The 13,728-nt window shown below is 45.5% G+C and carries 4 protein-coding genes, 21 tRNA genes and 3 rRNA genes; all 28 read left to right on the top strand.

The genetic code is table 11. The annotated features are described in order from the left end of the window. Nucleotides 1–11 precede the first annotated feature (11 nt). The 28 genes from hutU to LS41612_RS21725 all read left to right on the top strand — a co-directional run bounded on the left by hutU (nucleotide 12) and on the right by LS41612_RS21725 (nucleotide 13,687). Nucleotides 12–1,682 carry a urocanate hydratase gene (hutU, locus tag LS41612_RS21860; protein WP_024360742.1) on the top strand — a complete coding sequence of 557 codons (1,671 nt, stop codon included), beginning with the start codon at nucleotides 12–14 and terminating at the stop codon, nucleotides 1,680–1,682. Beyond that, on the top strand, nucleotides 1,679–2,947 hold the full coding sequence (gene hutI, locus LS41612_RS21855) for an imidazolonepropionase (protein WP_024360741.1): 1,269 nt from the start codon (nucleotides 1,679–1,681) through the stop codon (nucleotides 2,945–2,947). The genes hutU and hutI overlap by 4 nt, the downstream gene beginning before the upstream one ends. Nucleotides 2,948–3,092: 145 nt before the next feature. Further along, nucleotides 3,093–4,949, top strand: a complete 1,857-nt coding sequence (locus LS41612_RS21850) for an SLC13 family permease (protein ID WP_029747042.1) — start codon at nucleotides 3,093–3,095, stop codon at nucleotides 4,947–4,949. A 717-nt stretch (nucleotides 4,950–5,666) separates the two neighbouring features. Next, nucleotides 5,667–7,218, top strand: a 16S ribosomal RNA gene (locus LS41612_RS21845). A 180-nt stretch (nucleotides 7,219–7,398) separates the two neighbouring features. Beyond that, nucleotides 7,399–10,326 (top strand): 23S ribosomal RNA (locus LS41612_RS21840). A gap of 66 nt (nucleotides 10,327–10,392) precedes the next feature. Further along, a 5S ribosomal RNA gene (gene rrf / locus LS41612_RS21835) occupies nucleotides 10,393–10,508 on the top strand. The 16S, 23S and 5S rRNA genes sit together here with 21 tRNA genes alongside, the layout of an rRNA operon. Before the next feature lie 13 nt (nucleotides 10,509–10,521). After that, nucleotides 10,522–10,597, top strand: a tRNA-Val gene (locus LS41612_RS21830). A 26-nt stretch (nucleotides 10,598–10,623) separates the two neighbouring features. Continuing rightward, nucleotides 10,624–10,698 (top strand) — tRNA-Met (locus LS41612_RS21825). Nucleotides 10,699–10,709: 11 nt separating this feature from the next. Beyond that, nucleotides 10,710–10,782 (top strand) — tRNA-Asp (locus tag LS41612_RS21820). An 11-nt stretch (nucleotides 10,783–10,793) separates the two neighbouring features. Next, nucleotides 10,794–10,869: transfer RNA gene (locus LS41612_RS21815), tRNA-Thr, on the top strand. Nucleotides 10,870–10,875: 6 nt separating this feature from the next. Continuing rightward, nucleotides 10,876–10,959: transfer RNA gene (locus tag LS41612_RS21810), tRNA-Tyr, on the top strand. A gap of 14 nt (nucleotides 10,960–10,973) precedes the next feature. Beyond that, nucleotides 10,974–11,047 (top strand) — tRNA-Trp (locus tag LS41612_RS21805). A gap of 36 nt (nucleotides 11,048–11,083) precedes the next feature. Further along, nucleotides 11,084–11,159, top strand: a tRNA-His gene (locus tag LS41612_RS21800). Between the two features lie 11 nt (nucleotides 11,160–11,170). After that, a tRNA-Gln gene (locus LS41612_RS21795) sits at nucleotides 11,171–11,245 on the top strand. A 15-nt stretch (nucleotides 11,246–11,260) separates the two neighbouring features. Next, a tRNA-Lys gene (locus tag LS41612_RS21790) sits at nucleotides 11,261–11,333 on the top strand. An 8-nt stretch (nucleotides 11,334–11,341) separates the two neighbouring features. Continuing rightward, a tRNA-Leu gene (locus LS41612_RS21785) sits at nucleotides 11,342–11,423 on the top strand. Between the two features lie 51 nt (nucleotides 11,424–11,474). Beyond that, nucleotides 11,475–11,549 (top strand) — tRNA-Gly (locus LS41612_RS21780). A gap of 5 nt (nucleotides 11,550–11,554) precedes the next feature. Further along, nucleotides 11,555–11,643 (top strand) — tRNA-Leu (locus LS41612_RS21775). A gap of 13 nt (nucleotides 11,644–11,656) precedes the next feature. Continuing rightward, nucleotides 11,657–11,733, top strand: a tRNA-Arg gene (locus LS41612_RS21770). Between the two features lie 9 nt (nucleotides 11,734–11,742). Continuing rightward, nucleotides 11,743–11,819: transfer RNA gene (locus tag LS41612_RS21765), tRNA-Pro, on the top strand. 14 nt (nucleotides 11,820–11,833) lie between these two features. Next, nucleotides 11,834–11,909 (top strand) — tRNA-Ala (locus tag LS41612_RS21760). A gap of 15 nt (nucleotides 11,910–11,924) precedes the next feature. Next, nucleotides 11,925–12,017: transfer RNA gene (locus LS41612_RS21755), tRNA-Ser, on the top strand. Nucleotides 12,018–12,023: 6 nt separating this feature from the next. Then, nucleotides 12,024–12,096: transfer RNA gene (locus LS41612_RS21750), tRNA-Phe, on the top strand. 8 nt (nucleotides 12,097–12,104) lie between these two features. Next, nucleotides 12,105–12,178 (top strand) — tRNA-Gly (locus LS41612_RS21745). Nucleotides 12,179–12,182: 4 nt separating this feature from the next. Further along, a tRNA-Ile gene (locus tag LS41612_RS21740) sits at nucleotides 12,183–12,256 on the top strand. A 12-nt stretch (nucleotides 12,257–12,268) separates the two neighbouring features. After that, a tRNA-Asn gene (locus tag LS41612_RS21735) sits at nucleotides 12,269–12,345 on the top strand. A 1-nt stretch (nucleotide 12,346) separates the two neighbouring features. Next, a tRNA-Glu gene (locus LS41612_RS21730) sits at nucleotides 12,347–12,418 on the top strand. 222 nt (nucleotides 12,419–12,640) lie between these two features. Next, nucleotides 12,641–13,687, top strand: coding sequence for a nitric oxide synthase oxygenase (locus tag LS41612_RS21725; RefSeq protein WP_024360829.1), 1,047 nt, complete (start codon nucleotides 12,641–12,643; stop codon nucleotides 13,685–13,687). Nucleotides 13,688–13,728 lie beyond the last annotated feature (41 nt).

The following is a 13,728-nucleotide window of genomic DNA, read 5'->3' as shown; positions in this document are numbered from 1 at the left end:
GCGTGTTTTTAATGGTATATAAAACTAATATTCGTGCACCAAGAGGGAATGAAATAACATGTAAAGGTTGGACACAGGAAGCGGCGATGCGCATGCTGATGAATAATCTAGATCCTGAAGTTGCAGAAAATCCTGATGAGCTTATTGTGTATGGAGGAATAGGAAAAGCGGCGCGAAATTGGCAAAGCTATGAACAAATCATTGCTTCTTTAAAAGAATTAGAGAATGATGAAACATTGCTTATTCAATCGGGTAAGCCAGTAGCTGTCTTCCGTACGCATGAACATGCACCACGCGTTTTAATCGCCAATTCAAACTTAGTGCCTGCATGGTCCAATTGGGAGCATTTCTATGAGCTAGAGGACCGTGATTTAATGATGTACGGTCAAATGACTGCTGGTAGTTGGATATATATTGGTGCTCAAGGTATTTTACAAGGCACATATTTATCGTTTGTAGAGGCTGGAAAGAAAGTGTTTGGTAGTGCGGACTTACGCGGGAAATTCATTCTTACTGGTGGTATGGGTGGTATGAGTGGTGCACAGCCTTTAGCTGGGAAAATGGCAGGGGCAGTCATTTTAGTAGTGGAAGTGGAACGTGCTCGTATTGAACGAAAAATAAAAGAAGGCTACTGTGATTATCTTGTTGAGACAGTAGATGAAGCGGTGGCATTAGTCAATCAACTCCGTGCTCAACGGGAGCCAGCGTCAATTGGGCTAGTTGGCAACTGTGCAGATGTTAACCGTGAATTGCTAAACCGAGGTATCATTCCAGATTTTGTGACAGACCAAACATCTGCGCATGACCCTATCAATGGCTATGTACCGAATGGTATGACGTTTGAAGAAGCGTTAGCGTTACGGAGAAATGATGTCAAAACGTATGAGCAAAAGGCGAAAGAAACGATGGCAGAGCATGTTCGTACAATGCTTGAATTTCAACAGGCGGGTGCTGAAGTATTTGATTACGGTAATAATATTCGTGCTTACGCAAAAGAGATGGGTGTGACAAATGCTTTTGACTTCCCAGGCTTTGTACCAGCGTATATTCGTCCATTGTTCTGTGAAGGTAAGGGGCCGTTCCGTTGGGCAGCACTTTCTGGTAATCCGGAAGATATTTATAAAACAGATGCTTTAGCGAAAGAAATGTTTGCTGAAGATGAAGGTCTTGTCAATTGGATTGATATGGCGCAAAAAATGGTGAAATGGCAGGGACTACCTGCACGTATTTGCTGGTTAGGGTATGGTGATCGCCATCGCTTTGCATTGAAGGTAAATGAAATGGTGGCAAATGGCGAATTGTCTGCACCAATTGTTTTCGGACGGGATCATTTAGACTCTGGCTCGGTGGCTTCTCCCAACCGTGAAACAGAAGGAATGTTGGATGGGTCAGATGCAGTATCCGATTGGCCGATTTTAAACGCACTTGTTAACACAGCGAGTGGAGCTAGCTGGGTAAGTGTTCACCATGGTGGCGGTGTAGGAATGGGCTATTCACAGCACGCAGGTCAAGTGTTAGTTGCTGATGGATCAAGATTAGCGGCTGAGAAAATAGCGCGCGTGTTGATTTCAGACCCTGGAATGGGAATTGTTCGGCATGCAGATGCAGGTTATGACATTGCTATCAATACAGCAAAGAATAAAGGTGTCCATATGCCAATGTTAAAGGATGATGTGAAATGACCCTTTTAATTAAAAATGCAAATGAAGTCATTACTTTGAAAAGCGCTTTACAAGGGCCTCGAATAAAAGAACAAATGCGAGAGATTGCCGTTGTAGAAAAGGGAAGTGTGCTCGTAGCAGGAAGTCAGGTTGTCGCTGTCGGGGCTTACGAGCAGTTAGTTATAGATTTCCCTCATTTAGTGGAGGAAGCAGAGGTTATAGATGCATCTGGAAAGATTGTCATGCCAGGTCTTGTGGATTGCCATACACATTTAGTGCATGGCGGTACACGTGAGCAGGAATTTAATATGCGACTTAACGGTTCCACTTATATGGACATTATGAATGCAGGTGGAGGCATTCATGCTACAACAAAGCGCACACGAGAAACAAGTTTTGAAGCGTTATATGAAAAAACGATGCACCATTTAGATGTTTTTTTAAAGCATGGTGTGACTACTGTGGAAGCGAAGTCAGGTTACGGTCTGGATTGGGAAACGGAAAAGAAACAACTGGAAGTAGCTAAAAAGCTACAGGACACACATGTGGTAGATGTCATCAGTACCTTTATGGGCGCACATGCGGTACCACGCGATTTTAAAGGACGAGAAGATGAATTTGTCGACGTTATTATTAATGATATGCTGCCAAAAGTGTCGGCATTAGAGCTTGCAGAATTCAATGATGTGTTTTGTGAAAAAGGCGTATTTACACCAGCGCAATCTAGACGCATTTTAGAGGCGGGTAAAGCGCTTGGACTAACACCGAAAATTCATGCTGATGAAATAGAGCCGTATAACGGTGCGGAATTAGCCGCTGATGTGGGAGCTATCTCGGCAGAGCATTTGTTAGTTGCTTCGGATGAAGGTATTCAAAATATGGCTGAAGCAGGAACGATTGCCGTCTTGCTACCTGGCACTGCCTTCTTCTTACGCGCACCGTTTGCTAGAGGCAGGTTAATGATTGATGAAGGAGTGCCAGTAGCCATCTCAACAGACTTTAACCCGGGCTCTTCGCCGACAATGAGTTTGCCATTTATAATGAATTTAGCTTGTATGCATATGGGGTTGACATTAGAGGAAGTAATCACTGCTACGACCATTAATGCTGCGCATGCATTGAACAGAGGCCACCAGATTGGTACGCTAGAAGCGGGTAAACAAGCGGATGTTATTATATTGGATGTTGCCAATTACAAACAGCTACAATACTTTTACGGCATGAATCATACCGATACGGTAATTAAAAAAGGGCAAGTTGTAGTGCGTCATGGTATTCTTTTGTAATAAATAAAGAGTTTTGGTAAACGATTAATCTCAGTTGTGCATAGATTTACCAATTAAATATTACAGAAAAAGCATAAATAGGGAGAATTCCGTTATTTATGCTTTTTTTCGTATAGAATGTAGTTGTTACTATAGTTAGAAAGGAATGCTTTGCGTGCAGCTAACATTAACATTTCTTATTTTAGGAATGACGATTATTGTATTTATGACGAATCGAGTGCGTGCAGATTTTGTTGCTATTGTCTCTCTTCTCGCATTTGTTATCGCTAATATTTTAACGCCAGCAGAGGCTTTGGCAGGCTTTTCAAATTCGGTTGTGCTAATGATTGCTGGCCTTTTTGTAGTTGGTGCTGGTATTTTGCGTACGGGTCTTGCAGCAATGGCTGGACAACTATTATTGAAATGGTCAGGTAATAGCGAGCTCAAGTTATTTATCCTATTGCTCATTATTGTAGGCTCTGTAGGTGCTTTTATGAGTAATACGGGTACAGTTGCTTTGATGATGCCGATTGTTGTCAGCATCGCGATTAGTATGAAGGAAAGTCCTTCAAAGTTTTTATTACCACTATCTTATGTCGCTAGTTTATCGGGCTTAATGACATTAATTGCTTCCCCGCCCAATTTAATTGTCAGCCAGCTTTTAGTCGATCAAGGCTATCCGAAGCTTGGGTTTTTTGAGGTGACGCCTATTGGCCTAGTTGGGATGATTGTCGGTATTTTATATTTGGTGCTTGTGCGTAATATTCTGTTACCAAATGATAAAAAAAGAACGCAAACATCTACTGGCTATAAGCTCTCGCCAAAGAAAATTATGAAGCAATATGATTTAAACAATCGATTATTTAAGGTGTTTGTACCTGAGGATTCTATAATTATAGGAACATCACTGGCAGAATTAAAGCTTCCCGCAAAATATGGACTTTGTATGATGAAAATTCACCGTAAATCACAAGATGGAATCAATTTACTCCCGATGACCTATCAAGAAATGGCAGGCCCAACGAGTGTAATCCATGCTTTAGATGAGCTCTATGTACAAGGTGAGGAAGGGGCGATTGGTAATTTAACTGCAGATTACGGTTTAGTGATGCAAGAATTGACTGAGAATGAAGCGGATGAGTTGGTAACAAAGCATCTTGGTATTGCGGAAGTGCTATTAACGCCAAATTCAAGTTTTATTAATGAGACGGTCAGTTCACTAGGATTCCGAGAAAAGTATAATCTCAATATTATTGGCATTAACCATAGAGGTGGCTATAAGCTTCAAGATATGGTGACGCATAAGTTGAAATTTGGAGATGCCATCTTAGTACAAGGCGCATGGGATGAAATATTAGTGCTTGCTCGAGAGACACAGGACGTTGTTGTTGTCGGTCAACCGAAAGAGCATGCGAGTGTTGCAGCGGCAACTGGTAAAGCAGGAATAGCTGGTGCGATTATGCTTTTAATGATTGGGCTCATGGCTTTTGAAGTATTCCCTGCTGTTATTTCCGTTATGGTTGGGGCAGTATTGATGATTATAACTGGCTGTTTGCGGAATATGGAAGATGCGTATAACAATATGAATTTTGAAAGTATTGTACTCGTTGCGGCAATGCTTCCGATGGCTACAGCATTAGAGAAAACAGGGGGAATGGTTATTTTATCCAACGGCATCATTGATGTTCTTGGTAAATACGGTCCTTACGGGGTATTGATAGGTATTTATGTACTGACAGTTATTTTTGGTCAATTTATTAGTAATACCGCAACCGCTGTTTTGTTTGCACCCATTGCTATGAACGCAGCGATTGCAATGGATGCAAATCCTACAACCTTTATGATAGGTGTAGCGGTAGCAGCAAGTATGGCGTTTGCCACGCCAATTGCCTCACCTACTAATGCGTTAGTTATGACTGCTGGTGGCTATAAATTTATGGATTTTGTAAAGATTGGCGTACCTTTACAAGTTATTATGTTTATTGTGATGATGCTTGCAGTGCCATTTTTCTTTCCATTTTAGAATTTGTATTTTTGTTTAGTTTCTTGCTGTTTTCCACTGTAGTGTTAGTTAAGCTACAGTGGAAAGCGAAAAGCAATGGCATTAGATTTAAAGCAAATAGAAATTTCTATAATGAAAACGAGAAAGAGGGATGAGGTTTGTTTTATAAAAGAACTTATTTATTTTAGGAATAATCCTTTATGTAAAGCTAGGCATTCGAGTAAAGAAAGATGCGCGTTTTAGAAAGAAAGTAGAATTAATAGGACAATAAAAAAATTGGGCGTATATATAGGAAGGTTTTCGATTTTCTAATTTATAAAGTATAATTATATAAAGGTATTTAATATAATTTGATATTTTTATAGAAAAAACACTTGCAAAGGTTATAGAATCGTGATAAATTATTACTTGTCGCTAAGACGACGTAACATTAATAACACAAACTTCTTAAAAACATTACAAAAAAGTGTTGACAAGAATATTTGTAAATAGTATGATATAAAAGTTGTCGCTTCTGAAAGAAGATAAAAAGTTATAAAAAACTTGTTGACAACCAAAAAAGAAAATGTTATTATGTAAAAGTCGCTAAAAACAAACGGTGACAAAATGAACCTTGAAAACTGAACAAGCAAAACGTAATCAATATAGTTTTTACTAACTAACTTTGTTAGTGAACGAAACAAAATTTTGGACATCAAAATTGATGCCAGCAAAACAATTTGAGCTAATCAAATTTCTTTTATGGAGAGTTTGATCCTGGCTCAGGACGAACGCTGGCGGCGTGCCTAATACATGCAAGTCGAGCGAACAGAGAAGGAGCTTGCTCCTTTGACGTTAGCGGCGGACGGGTGAGTAACACGTGGGCAACCTACCCTATAGTTTGGGATAACTCCGGGAAACCGGGGCTAATACCGAATAATCTTTTGTCCCTCATGGGACAATACTGAAAGACGGTTTCGGCTGTCGCTATAGGATGGGCCCGCGGCGCATTAGCTAGTTGGTGAGGTAACGGCTCACCAAGGCAACGATGCGTAGCCGACCTGAGAGGGTGATCGGCCACACTGGGACTGAGACACGGCCCAGACTCCTACGGGAGGCAGCAGTAGGGAATCTTCCACAATGGGCGAAAGCCTGATGGAGCAACGCCGCGTGAGTGAAGAAGGATTTCGGTTCGTAAAACTCTGTTGTAAGGGAAGAACAAGTACAGTAGTAACTGGCTGTACCTTGACGGTACCTTATTAGAAAGCCACGGCTAACTACGTGCCAGCAGCCGCGGTAATACGTAGGTGGCAAGCGTTGTCCGGAATTATTGGGCGTAAAGCGCGCGCAGGTGGTTTCTTAAGTCTGATGTGAAAGCCCACGGCTCAACCGTGGAGGGTCATTGGAAACTGGGAGACTTGAGTGCAGAAGAGGGTAGTGGAATTCCAAGTGTAGCGGTGAAATGCGTAGAGATTTGGAGGAACACCAGTGGCGAAGGCGACTATCTGGTCTGTAACTGACACTGAGGCGCGAAAGCGTGGGGAGCAAACAGGATTAGATACCCTGGTAGTCCACGCCGTAAACGATGAGTGCTAAGTGTTAGGGGGTTTCCGCCCCTTAGTGCTGCAGCTAACGCATTAAGCACTCCGCCTGGGGAGTACGGTCGCAAGACTGAAACTCAAAGGAATTGACGGGGGCCCGCACAAGCGGTGGAGCATGTGGTTTAATTCGAAGCAACGCGAAGAACCTTACCAGGTCTTGACATCCCGTTGACCACTGTAGAGATATGGTTTTCCCTTCGGGGACAACGGTGACAGGTGGTGCATGGTTGTCGTCAGCTCGTGTCGTGAGATGTTGGGTTAAGTCCCGCAACGAGCGCAACCCTTGATCTTAGTTGCCATCATTTAGTTGGGCACTCTAAGGTGACTGCCGGTGACAAACCGGAGGAAGGTGGGGATGACGTCAAATCATCATGCCCCTTATGACCTGGGCTACACACGTGCTACAATGGACGATACAAACGGTTGCCAACTCGCGAGAGGGAGCTAATCCGATAAAGTCGTTCTCAGTTCGGATTGTAGGCTGCAACTCGCCTACATGAAGCCGGAATCGCTAGTAATCGCGGATCAGCATGCCGCGGTGAATACGTTCCCGGGCCTTGTACACACCGCCCGTCACACCACGAGAGTTTGTAACACCCGAAGTCGGTGAGGTAACCTTTTGGAGCCAGCCGCCGAAGGTGGGATAGATGATTGGGGTGAAGTCGTAACAAGGTAGCCGTATCGGAAGGTGCGGCTGGATCACCTCCTTTCTAAGGATATTTTCGGAATACAAACCTTGGGTTTGTAAGATTACGTTTTGCGTTCAGTTTTGAAGGTTCATCATTACGATGGAATACTTCAAAACTTGTTCTTTGAAAACTGGATAAAACGACATTGAAATTGTAACAAACACATTTATTTTTTTAAGTTTTTTATAGGCTTAATAACTAGGTTAAGTTATTAAGGGCGCACGGCGAATGCCTTGGCACTAGGAGCCGAAGAAGGACGGCACTAACACCGATATGCTTCGGGGAGCTGTAAGTGAGCTTTGATCCGGAGATTTCCGAATGGGGGAACCCACTACGTTTAATCGCGTAGTATCTTGACGTGAATACATAGCGTCTTGAAGGCAGACCCAGGGAACTGAAACATCTAAGTACCTGGAGGAAGAGAAAGAAAAATCGATTCCCTGAGTAGCGGCGAGCGAAACGGGAAGAGCCCAAACCAAGAGGCTTGCCTCTTGGGGTTGTAGGACACTCTATACGGAGTTACAAAGGAATGAGTTAGATGAAGCGACTTGGAAAGGTCCGCCAGAGCAGGTAAAAGCCCTGTAGTCGAAAGTTCGTTCCCTCCAGAGTGGATCCTGAGTACGGCGGAACACGTGAAATTCCGTCGGAATCCGGGAGGACCATCTCCCAAGGCTAAATACTACCTAGTGACCGATAGTGAACCAGTACCGTGAGGGAAAGGTGAAAAGCACCCCGGAAGGGGAGTGAAAGAGATCCTGAAACCGTGTGCCTACAAGTAGTTAGAGCCCGTTAATGGGTGATAGCGTGCCTTTTGTAGAATGAACCGGCGAGTTACGATTACGTGCGAGGTTAAGCTTTAGAAGGCGGAGCCGCAGCGAAAGCGAGTCTGAATAGGGCGAATTAGTACGTGGTCGTAGACCCGAAACCAGGTGATCTACCCATGTCCAGGGTGAAGGTGAGGTAACACTTACTGGAGGCCCGAACCCACGCACGTTGAAAAGTGCGGGGATGAGGTGTGGGTAGCGGAGAAATTCCAATCGAACTTGGAGATAGCTGGTTCTCTCCGAAATAGCTTTAGGGCTAGCCTCGTGATGAGAATACTGGAGGTAGAGCACTGTTTGGACTAGGGGGCCATCCCGGTTTACCGAATTCAGACAAACTCCGAATGCCAGATATTTATACACGGGAGTCAGACTGCGAGTGATAAGATCCGTAGTCAAAAGGGAAACAGCCCAGACCACCAGCTAAGGTCCCAAAGTAATCGTTAAGTGGAAAAGGATGTGGCGTTGCACAGACAACCAGGATGTTGGCTTAGAAGCAGCCATCATTTAAAGAGTGCGTAATAGCTCACTGGTCGAGTGACGCTGCGCCGAAAATGTATCGGGGCTAAACGATTCACCGAAGCTGTGGATTGACATCTACGATGTCAGTGGTAGGAGAGCGTTCTAAGTGCGTTGAAGTCAGACCGGAAGGACTGGTGGAGCGCTTAGAAGTGAGAATGCCGGTATGAGTAGCGAAAGACGGGTGAGAATCCCGTCCACCGTATGACTAAGGTTTCCTGAGGAAGGCTCGTCCGCTCAGGGTTAGTCGGGACCTAAGCCGAGGCCGATAGGCGTAGGCGATGGACAACAGGTTGATATTCCTGTACCACCTCCTCACCGTTTGAGAAATGGGGGGACGCAGTAGGATAGGGTAAGCGCGCCGTTGGTTGTGCGCGTCCAAGCAGTAAGGCGTGTGTGTAGGCAAATCCGCACACTGTAACGTTGAGCTGTGATGGCGAGTCCGTATGGACGAAGTTCCTGATTTCACACTGCCAAGAAAAGCCTCTATCGAGGTGAGAGGTGCCCGTACCGCAAACCGACACAGGTAGTCGAGGAGAGAATCCTAAGGTGTGCGAGAGAACTCTCGTTAAGGAACTCGGCAAAATGACCCCGTAACTTCGGGAGAAGGGGTGCTCTTGAGCGTGCAAGCGCATGAGAGCCGCAGTGAATAGGCCCAGGCGACTGTTTAGCAAAAACACAGGTCTCTGCAAAACCGTAAGGTGACGTATAGGGGCTGACGCCTGCCCGGTGCTGGAAGGTTAAGAGGAGTGGTTAGCGCAAGCGAAGCTGCGAATTGAAGCCCCAGTAAACGGCGGCCGTAACTATAACGGTCCTAAGGTAGCGAAATTCCTTGTCGGGTAAGTTCCGACCCGCACGAAAGGCGTAACGATCTGGGCACTGTCTCAACGAGAGACTCGGTGAAATTATAGTACCTGTGAAGATGCAGGTTACCCGCGACAGGACGGAAAGACCCCGTGGAGCTTTACTGTAGCCTGATATTGAATTTTGGTACAACTTGTACAGGATAGGTAGGAGCCAGAGATCTCGGAGCGCCAGCTTCGAAGGAGGCGTCGGTGGGATACTACCCTGGTTGTATTGAAATTCTAACCCATGCCCCTTAGCGGGGCAGGAGACAGTGTCAGGCGGACAGTTTGACTGGGGCGGTCGCCTCCTAAAAGGTAACGGAGGCGCCCAAAGGTTCCCTCAGAATGGTTGGAAATCATTCGTAGAGTGTAAAGGCACAAGGGAGCTTGACTGCGAGACCTACAAGTCGAGCAGGGTCGAAAGACGGGCTTAGTGATCCGGTGGTTCCGCATGGAAGGGCCATCGCTCAACGGATAAAAGCTACCCCGGGGATAACAGGCTTATCTCCCCCAAGAGTCCACATCGACGGGGAGGTTTGGCACCTCGATGTCGGCTCATCGCATCCTGGGGCTGTAGTCGGTCCCAAGGGTTGGGCTGTTCGCCCATTAAAGCGGTACGCGAGCTGGGTTCAGAACGTCGTGAGACAGTTCGGTCCCTATCCGTCGTGGGCGTAGGAAATTTGAGAGGAGCTGTCCTTAGTACGAGAGGACCGGGATGGACACACCGCTGGTGTACCAGTTGTCTTGCCAAAGGCATCGCTGGGTAGCTATGTGTGGACGGGATAAGTGCTGAAAGCATCTAAGCATGAAGCCCCCCTCAAGATGAGATTTCCCATTACGCAAGTAAGTAAGATCCCTCAAAGACGATGAGGTAGATAGGTTCGAGGTGGAAGTGTGGTGACACATGGAGCTGACGAATACTAATCGATCGAGGACTTAACCAAAAAGTTTGAAACATTCAATGAACGTTTATCCAGTTTTGAGAGAACGAGTTCTTTCAACTGAATAAGTGAAGTGATGATGGCAAAGAGGTCACACCCGTTCCCATACCGAACACGGAAGTTAAGCTCTTTAGCGCCGATGGTAGTTGGGGGCTTCCCCCTGTGAGAGTAGGACGTCGCTTCGCTTATTTTTTATGTGGAGGATTAGCTCAGCTGGGAGAGCATCTGCCTTACAAGCAGAGGGTCGGCGGTTCGAGCCCGTCATCCTCCACCATTTATTTATTATGAAAGTACTATTATCGCGGGGTGGAGCAGTGGTAGCTCGTCGGGCTCATAACCCGAAGGTCACAGGTTCAAATCCTGTCTCCGCAACCAAATAAAATTAAGGTCCCGTGGTGTAGCGGTTAACATGCCTGCCTGTCACGCAGGAGATCGCCGGTTCGATCCCGGTCGGGACCGTCCTTATTTGTGCCGGTGTAGCTCAGTTGGTAGAGCAACTGACTTGTAATCAGTAGGTCGTGGGTTCGACTCCTATCGCCGGCACCATCCCTTGGAGGGGTAGCGAAGTGGCTAAACGCGGCGGACTGTAAATCCGCTCCTTAGGGTTCGGCGGTTCGAATCCGTCCCCCTCCACCAGCTCTTTATTCAATAGGGGCATAGTTCAACGGTAGAATAGAGGTCTCCAAAACCTTTGGTGTGGGTTCGATTCCTACTGCCCCTGCCAAATTTTTTAGGTTAGACTACTGTTATATTACATATGGCGGTTGTGGCGAAGTGGTTAACGCATCGGATTGTGGTTCCGACATTCGTGGGTTCGATTCCCATCAGTCGCCCCATAATAAAATATTGGGGTATAGCCAAGCGGTAAGGCAACGGATTTTGATTCCGTCATGCCTAGGTTCGAATCCTAGTACCCCAGCCATTTATTTCTTAATATGAGCCATTAGCTCAGTTGGTAGAGCATCTGACTTTTAATCAGAGGGTCGAAGGTTCGAGTCCTTCATGGCTCATCATATTTGCGGGTGTGGCGGAATTGGCAGACGCACTAGACTTAGGATCTAGCGCCGCAAGGCGTGGGGGTTCGACTCCCTTCACCCGCATCATCTATATTTCAAATTTATAATTGCCAGGATAAATAATCTTATGCACATGCGGAAGTAGTTCAGTGGTAGAACACCACCTTGCCAAGGTGGGGGTCGCGAGTTCGAACCTCGTCTTCCGCTCCAAATGTGCCGGGGTGGCGGAACTGGCAGACGCACAGGACTTAAAATCCTGCGGTAGGTGACTACCGTGCCGGTTCGATTCCGGCCCTCGGCACCATTTTTAATATTTAGCGCCCGTAGCTCAATTGGATAGAGCGTCTGACTACGGATCAGAAGGTTGTGGGTTCGACTCCTGCCGGGCGCGCCAATAAATGAACGGAATGTAGCTCAGCTTGGTAGAGCACTTGGTTTGGGACCAAGGGGTCGTAGGTTCGAATCCTGTCATTCCGACCATCTTTTTAACAAATGGGGCCTTAGCTCAGCTGGGAGAGCGCCTGCCTTGCACGCAGGAGGTCAGCGGTTCGATCCCGCTAGGCTCCACCATAATTGTTTCATTCCGGAGGTATACCCAAGTCTGGCTGAAGGGATCGGTCTTGAAAACCGACAGGCGGGTAACACCGCGCGGGGGTTCGAATCCCTCTACCTCCTCCATTTTCCGGGTCAGTAGCTCAGTTGGTAGAGCATTAGATTGAAGCTCTAAGTGTCGGCGGTTCGATTCCGTCCTGACCCATCATTTTTGCGGGTGTAGTTTAATGGTAAAACCTCAGCCTTCCAAGCTGATGTCGTGAGTTCGATTCTCATCACCCGCTCCAAGAGGGGCCTATAGCTCAGCTGGTTAGAGCGCACGCCTGATAAGCGTGAGGTCGATGGTTCGAGTCCATTTAGGCCCATTTTAAAATTATTCCGAAGTAGCTCAGTTGGTAGTAGCACCTGACTGTTAATCAGGTTGTCGCAGGTTCGAGTCCTGCCTTCGGAGCCACGGCCCCTTGGTCAAGCGGTTAAGACACCGCCCTTTCACGGCGGTAACACGGGTTCGAATCCCGTAGGGGTCATCAAGCATGTAGCAAATTTTGCTACATGCTTTTTTTGTTTTTTAAGCATTTAATTATTGTCATTAAGGCATTAAGTATTGTGTAAATCATCTAACTTTTAATTTGCCGTTTTAAATTTGAACAAAGTATTTCATATATAAAAGATGTATGTTTTCTTACGGATTTTTTCGTGGTGAATTGTATGCTGTTCATCTAATATGGGGATAGATGGAGGAAAACGATATGAATTTACAAGAGATACAACGTTTTTTAGCACTTTATCAATTGGAACAAAATGAGTCGGAACAATGGCTTACAAATAGATTACAGCAAGTTGCCACAGAGGGAGCATATATTCCTACAACGGAAGAGCTTACTTTTGGCGCAAGAGTAGCATGGCGTAATAGTAATAAATGTATTGGGAGATTATTTTGGCAATCACTTCATGTTGAGGATGCACGTGAGGTTTTAGATGAGCATGCTATTTTTGAGAAATTACTTCACCATATTCGATATGCAACAAATGGAGGTAAGATTCGTCCGACTATAACGGTATTTGCCTCTGATAGAGTAAAAATATGGAATCACCAGCTTATACGTTATGCAGGTTATGAAACAGAAGCAGGGATTATTGGTGATTCCCATTCGGTGCCATTTACAAAAGTGTGCGAGTCACTTGGCTGGCAGGGAGCAAGAACAGCATTTGATGTGCTACCACTCGTGATTCAAGTAGATGGCCGTAAACCGCAATGGTTTCCAATTCCAAGTGGTGATGTATTAGAAGTTACGATTCGTCACCCTGAACATCCTAAGGTAGAAGAACTAGGAATGAAGTGGTATGCGGTGCCAATTATATCGAGCATGCGCTTTCAAATGGCGGGTATTGACTTTCAGGCAGCCCCCTTTAATGGCTGGTATATGGGGACAGAAATTGGAGCGCGGAATTTAGCTGATTATGACCGTTATGATATGTTACCGAAGATAGCAGAAATTTTTAATCTTGATACAACAAAGCAAGCATCTCTTTGGCGTGATCGTGCGCTAGTAGAATTAAATATTGCTGTTCTTCATTCCTTTAAAGAAGATGGCGTAAGTATTGTTGATCATCATACCGCAGCACAGCAATTTAAGCTATTTGAAGAAGCAGAGCACAAGGCAGGGCGCGATTTAACAGGCAACTGGACTTGGTTGATTCCACCATTGTCGCCTGCAACGACACATATTTTCCATAAGCCGTATGTAAATGTCTATCATACACCTAATTATTTTTACCAAAAACCCCCATACTAATGATGAAGAGGCAGCTCATTGTAGAAAATGAACTGCCTCTT

This window comes from Lysinibacillus sphaericus (assembly GCF_002982115.1).
GTDB classification, from domain to species: domain Bacteria; phylum Bacillota; class Bacilli; order Bacillales_A; family Planococcaceae; genus Lysinibacillus; species Lysinibacillus sphaericus.
This window is presented reverse-complemented; position numbering and strand designations above follow the sequence as displayed.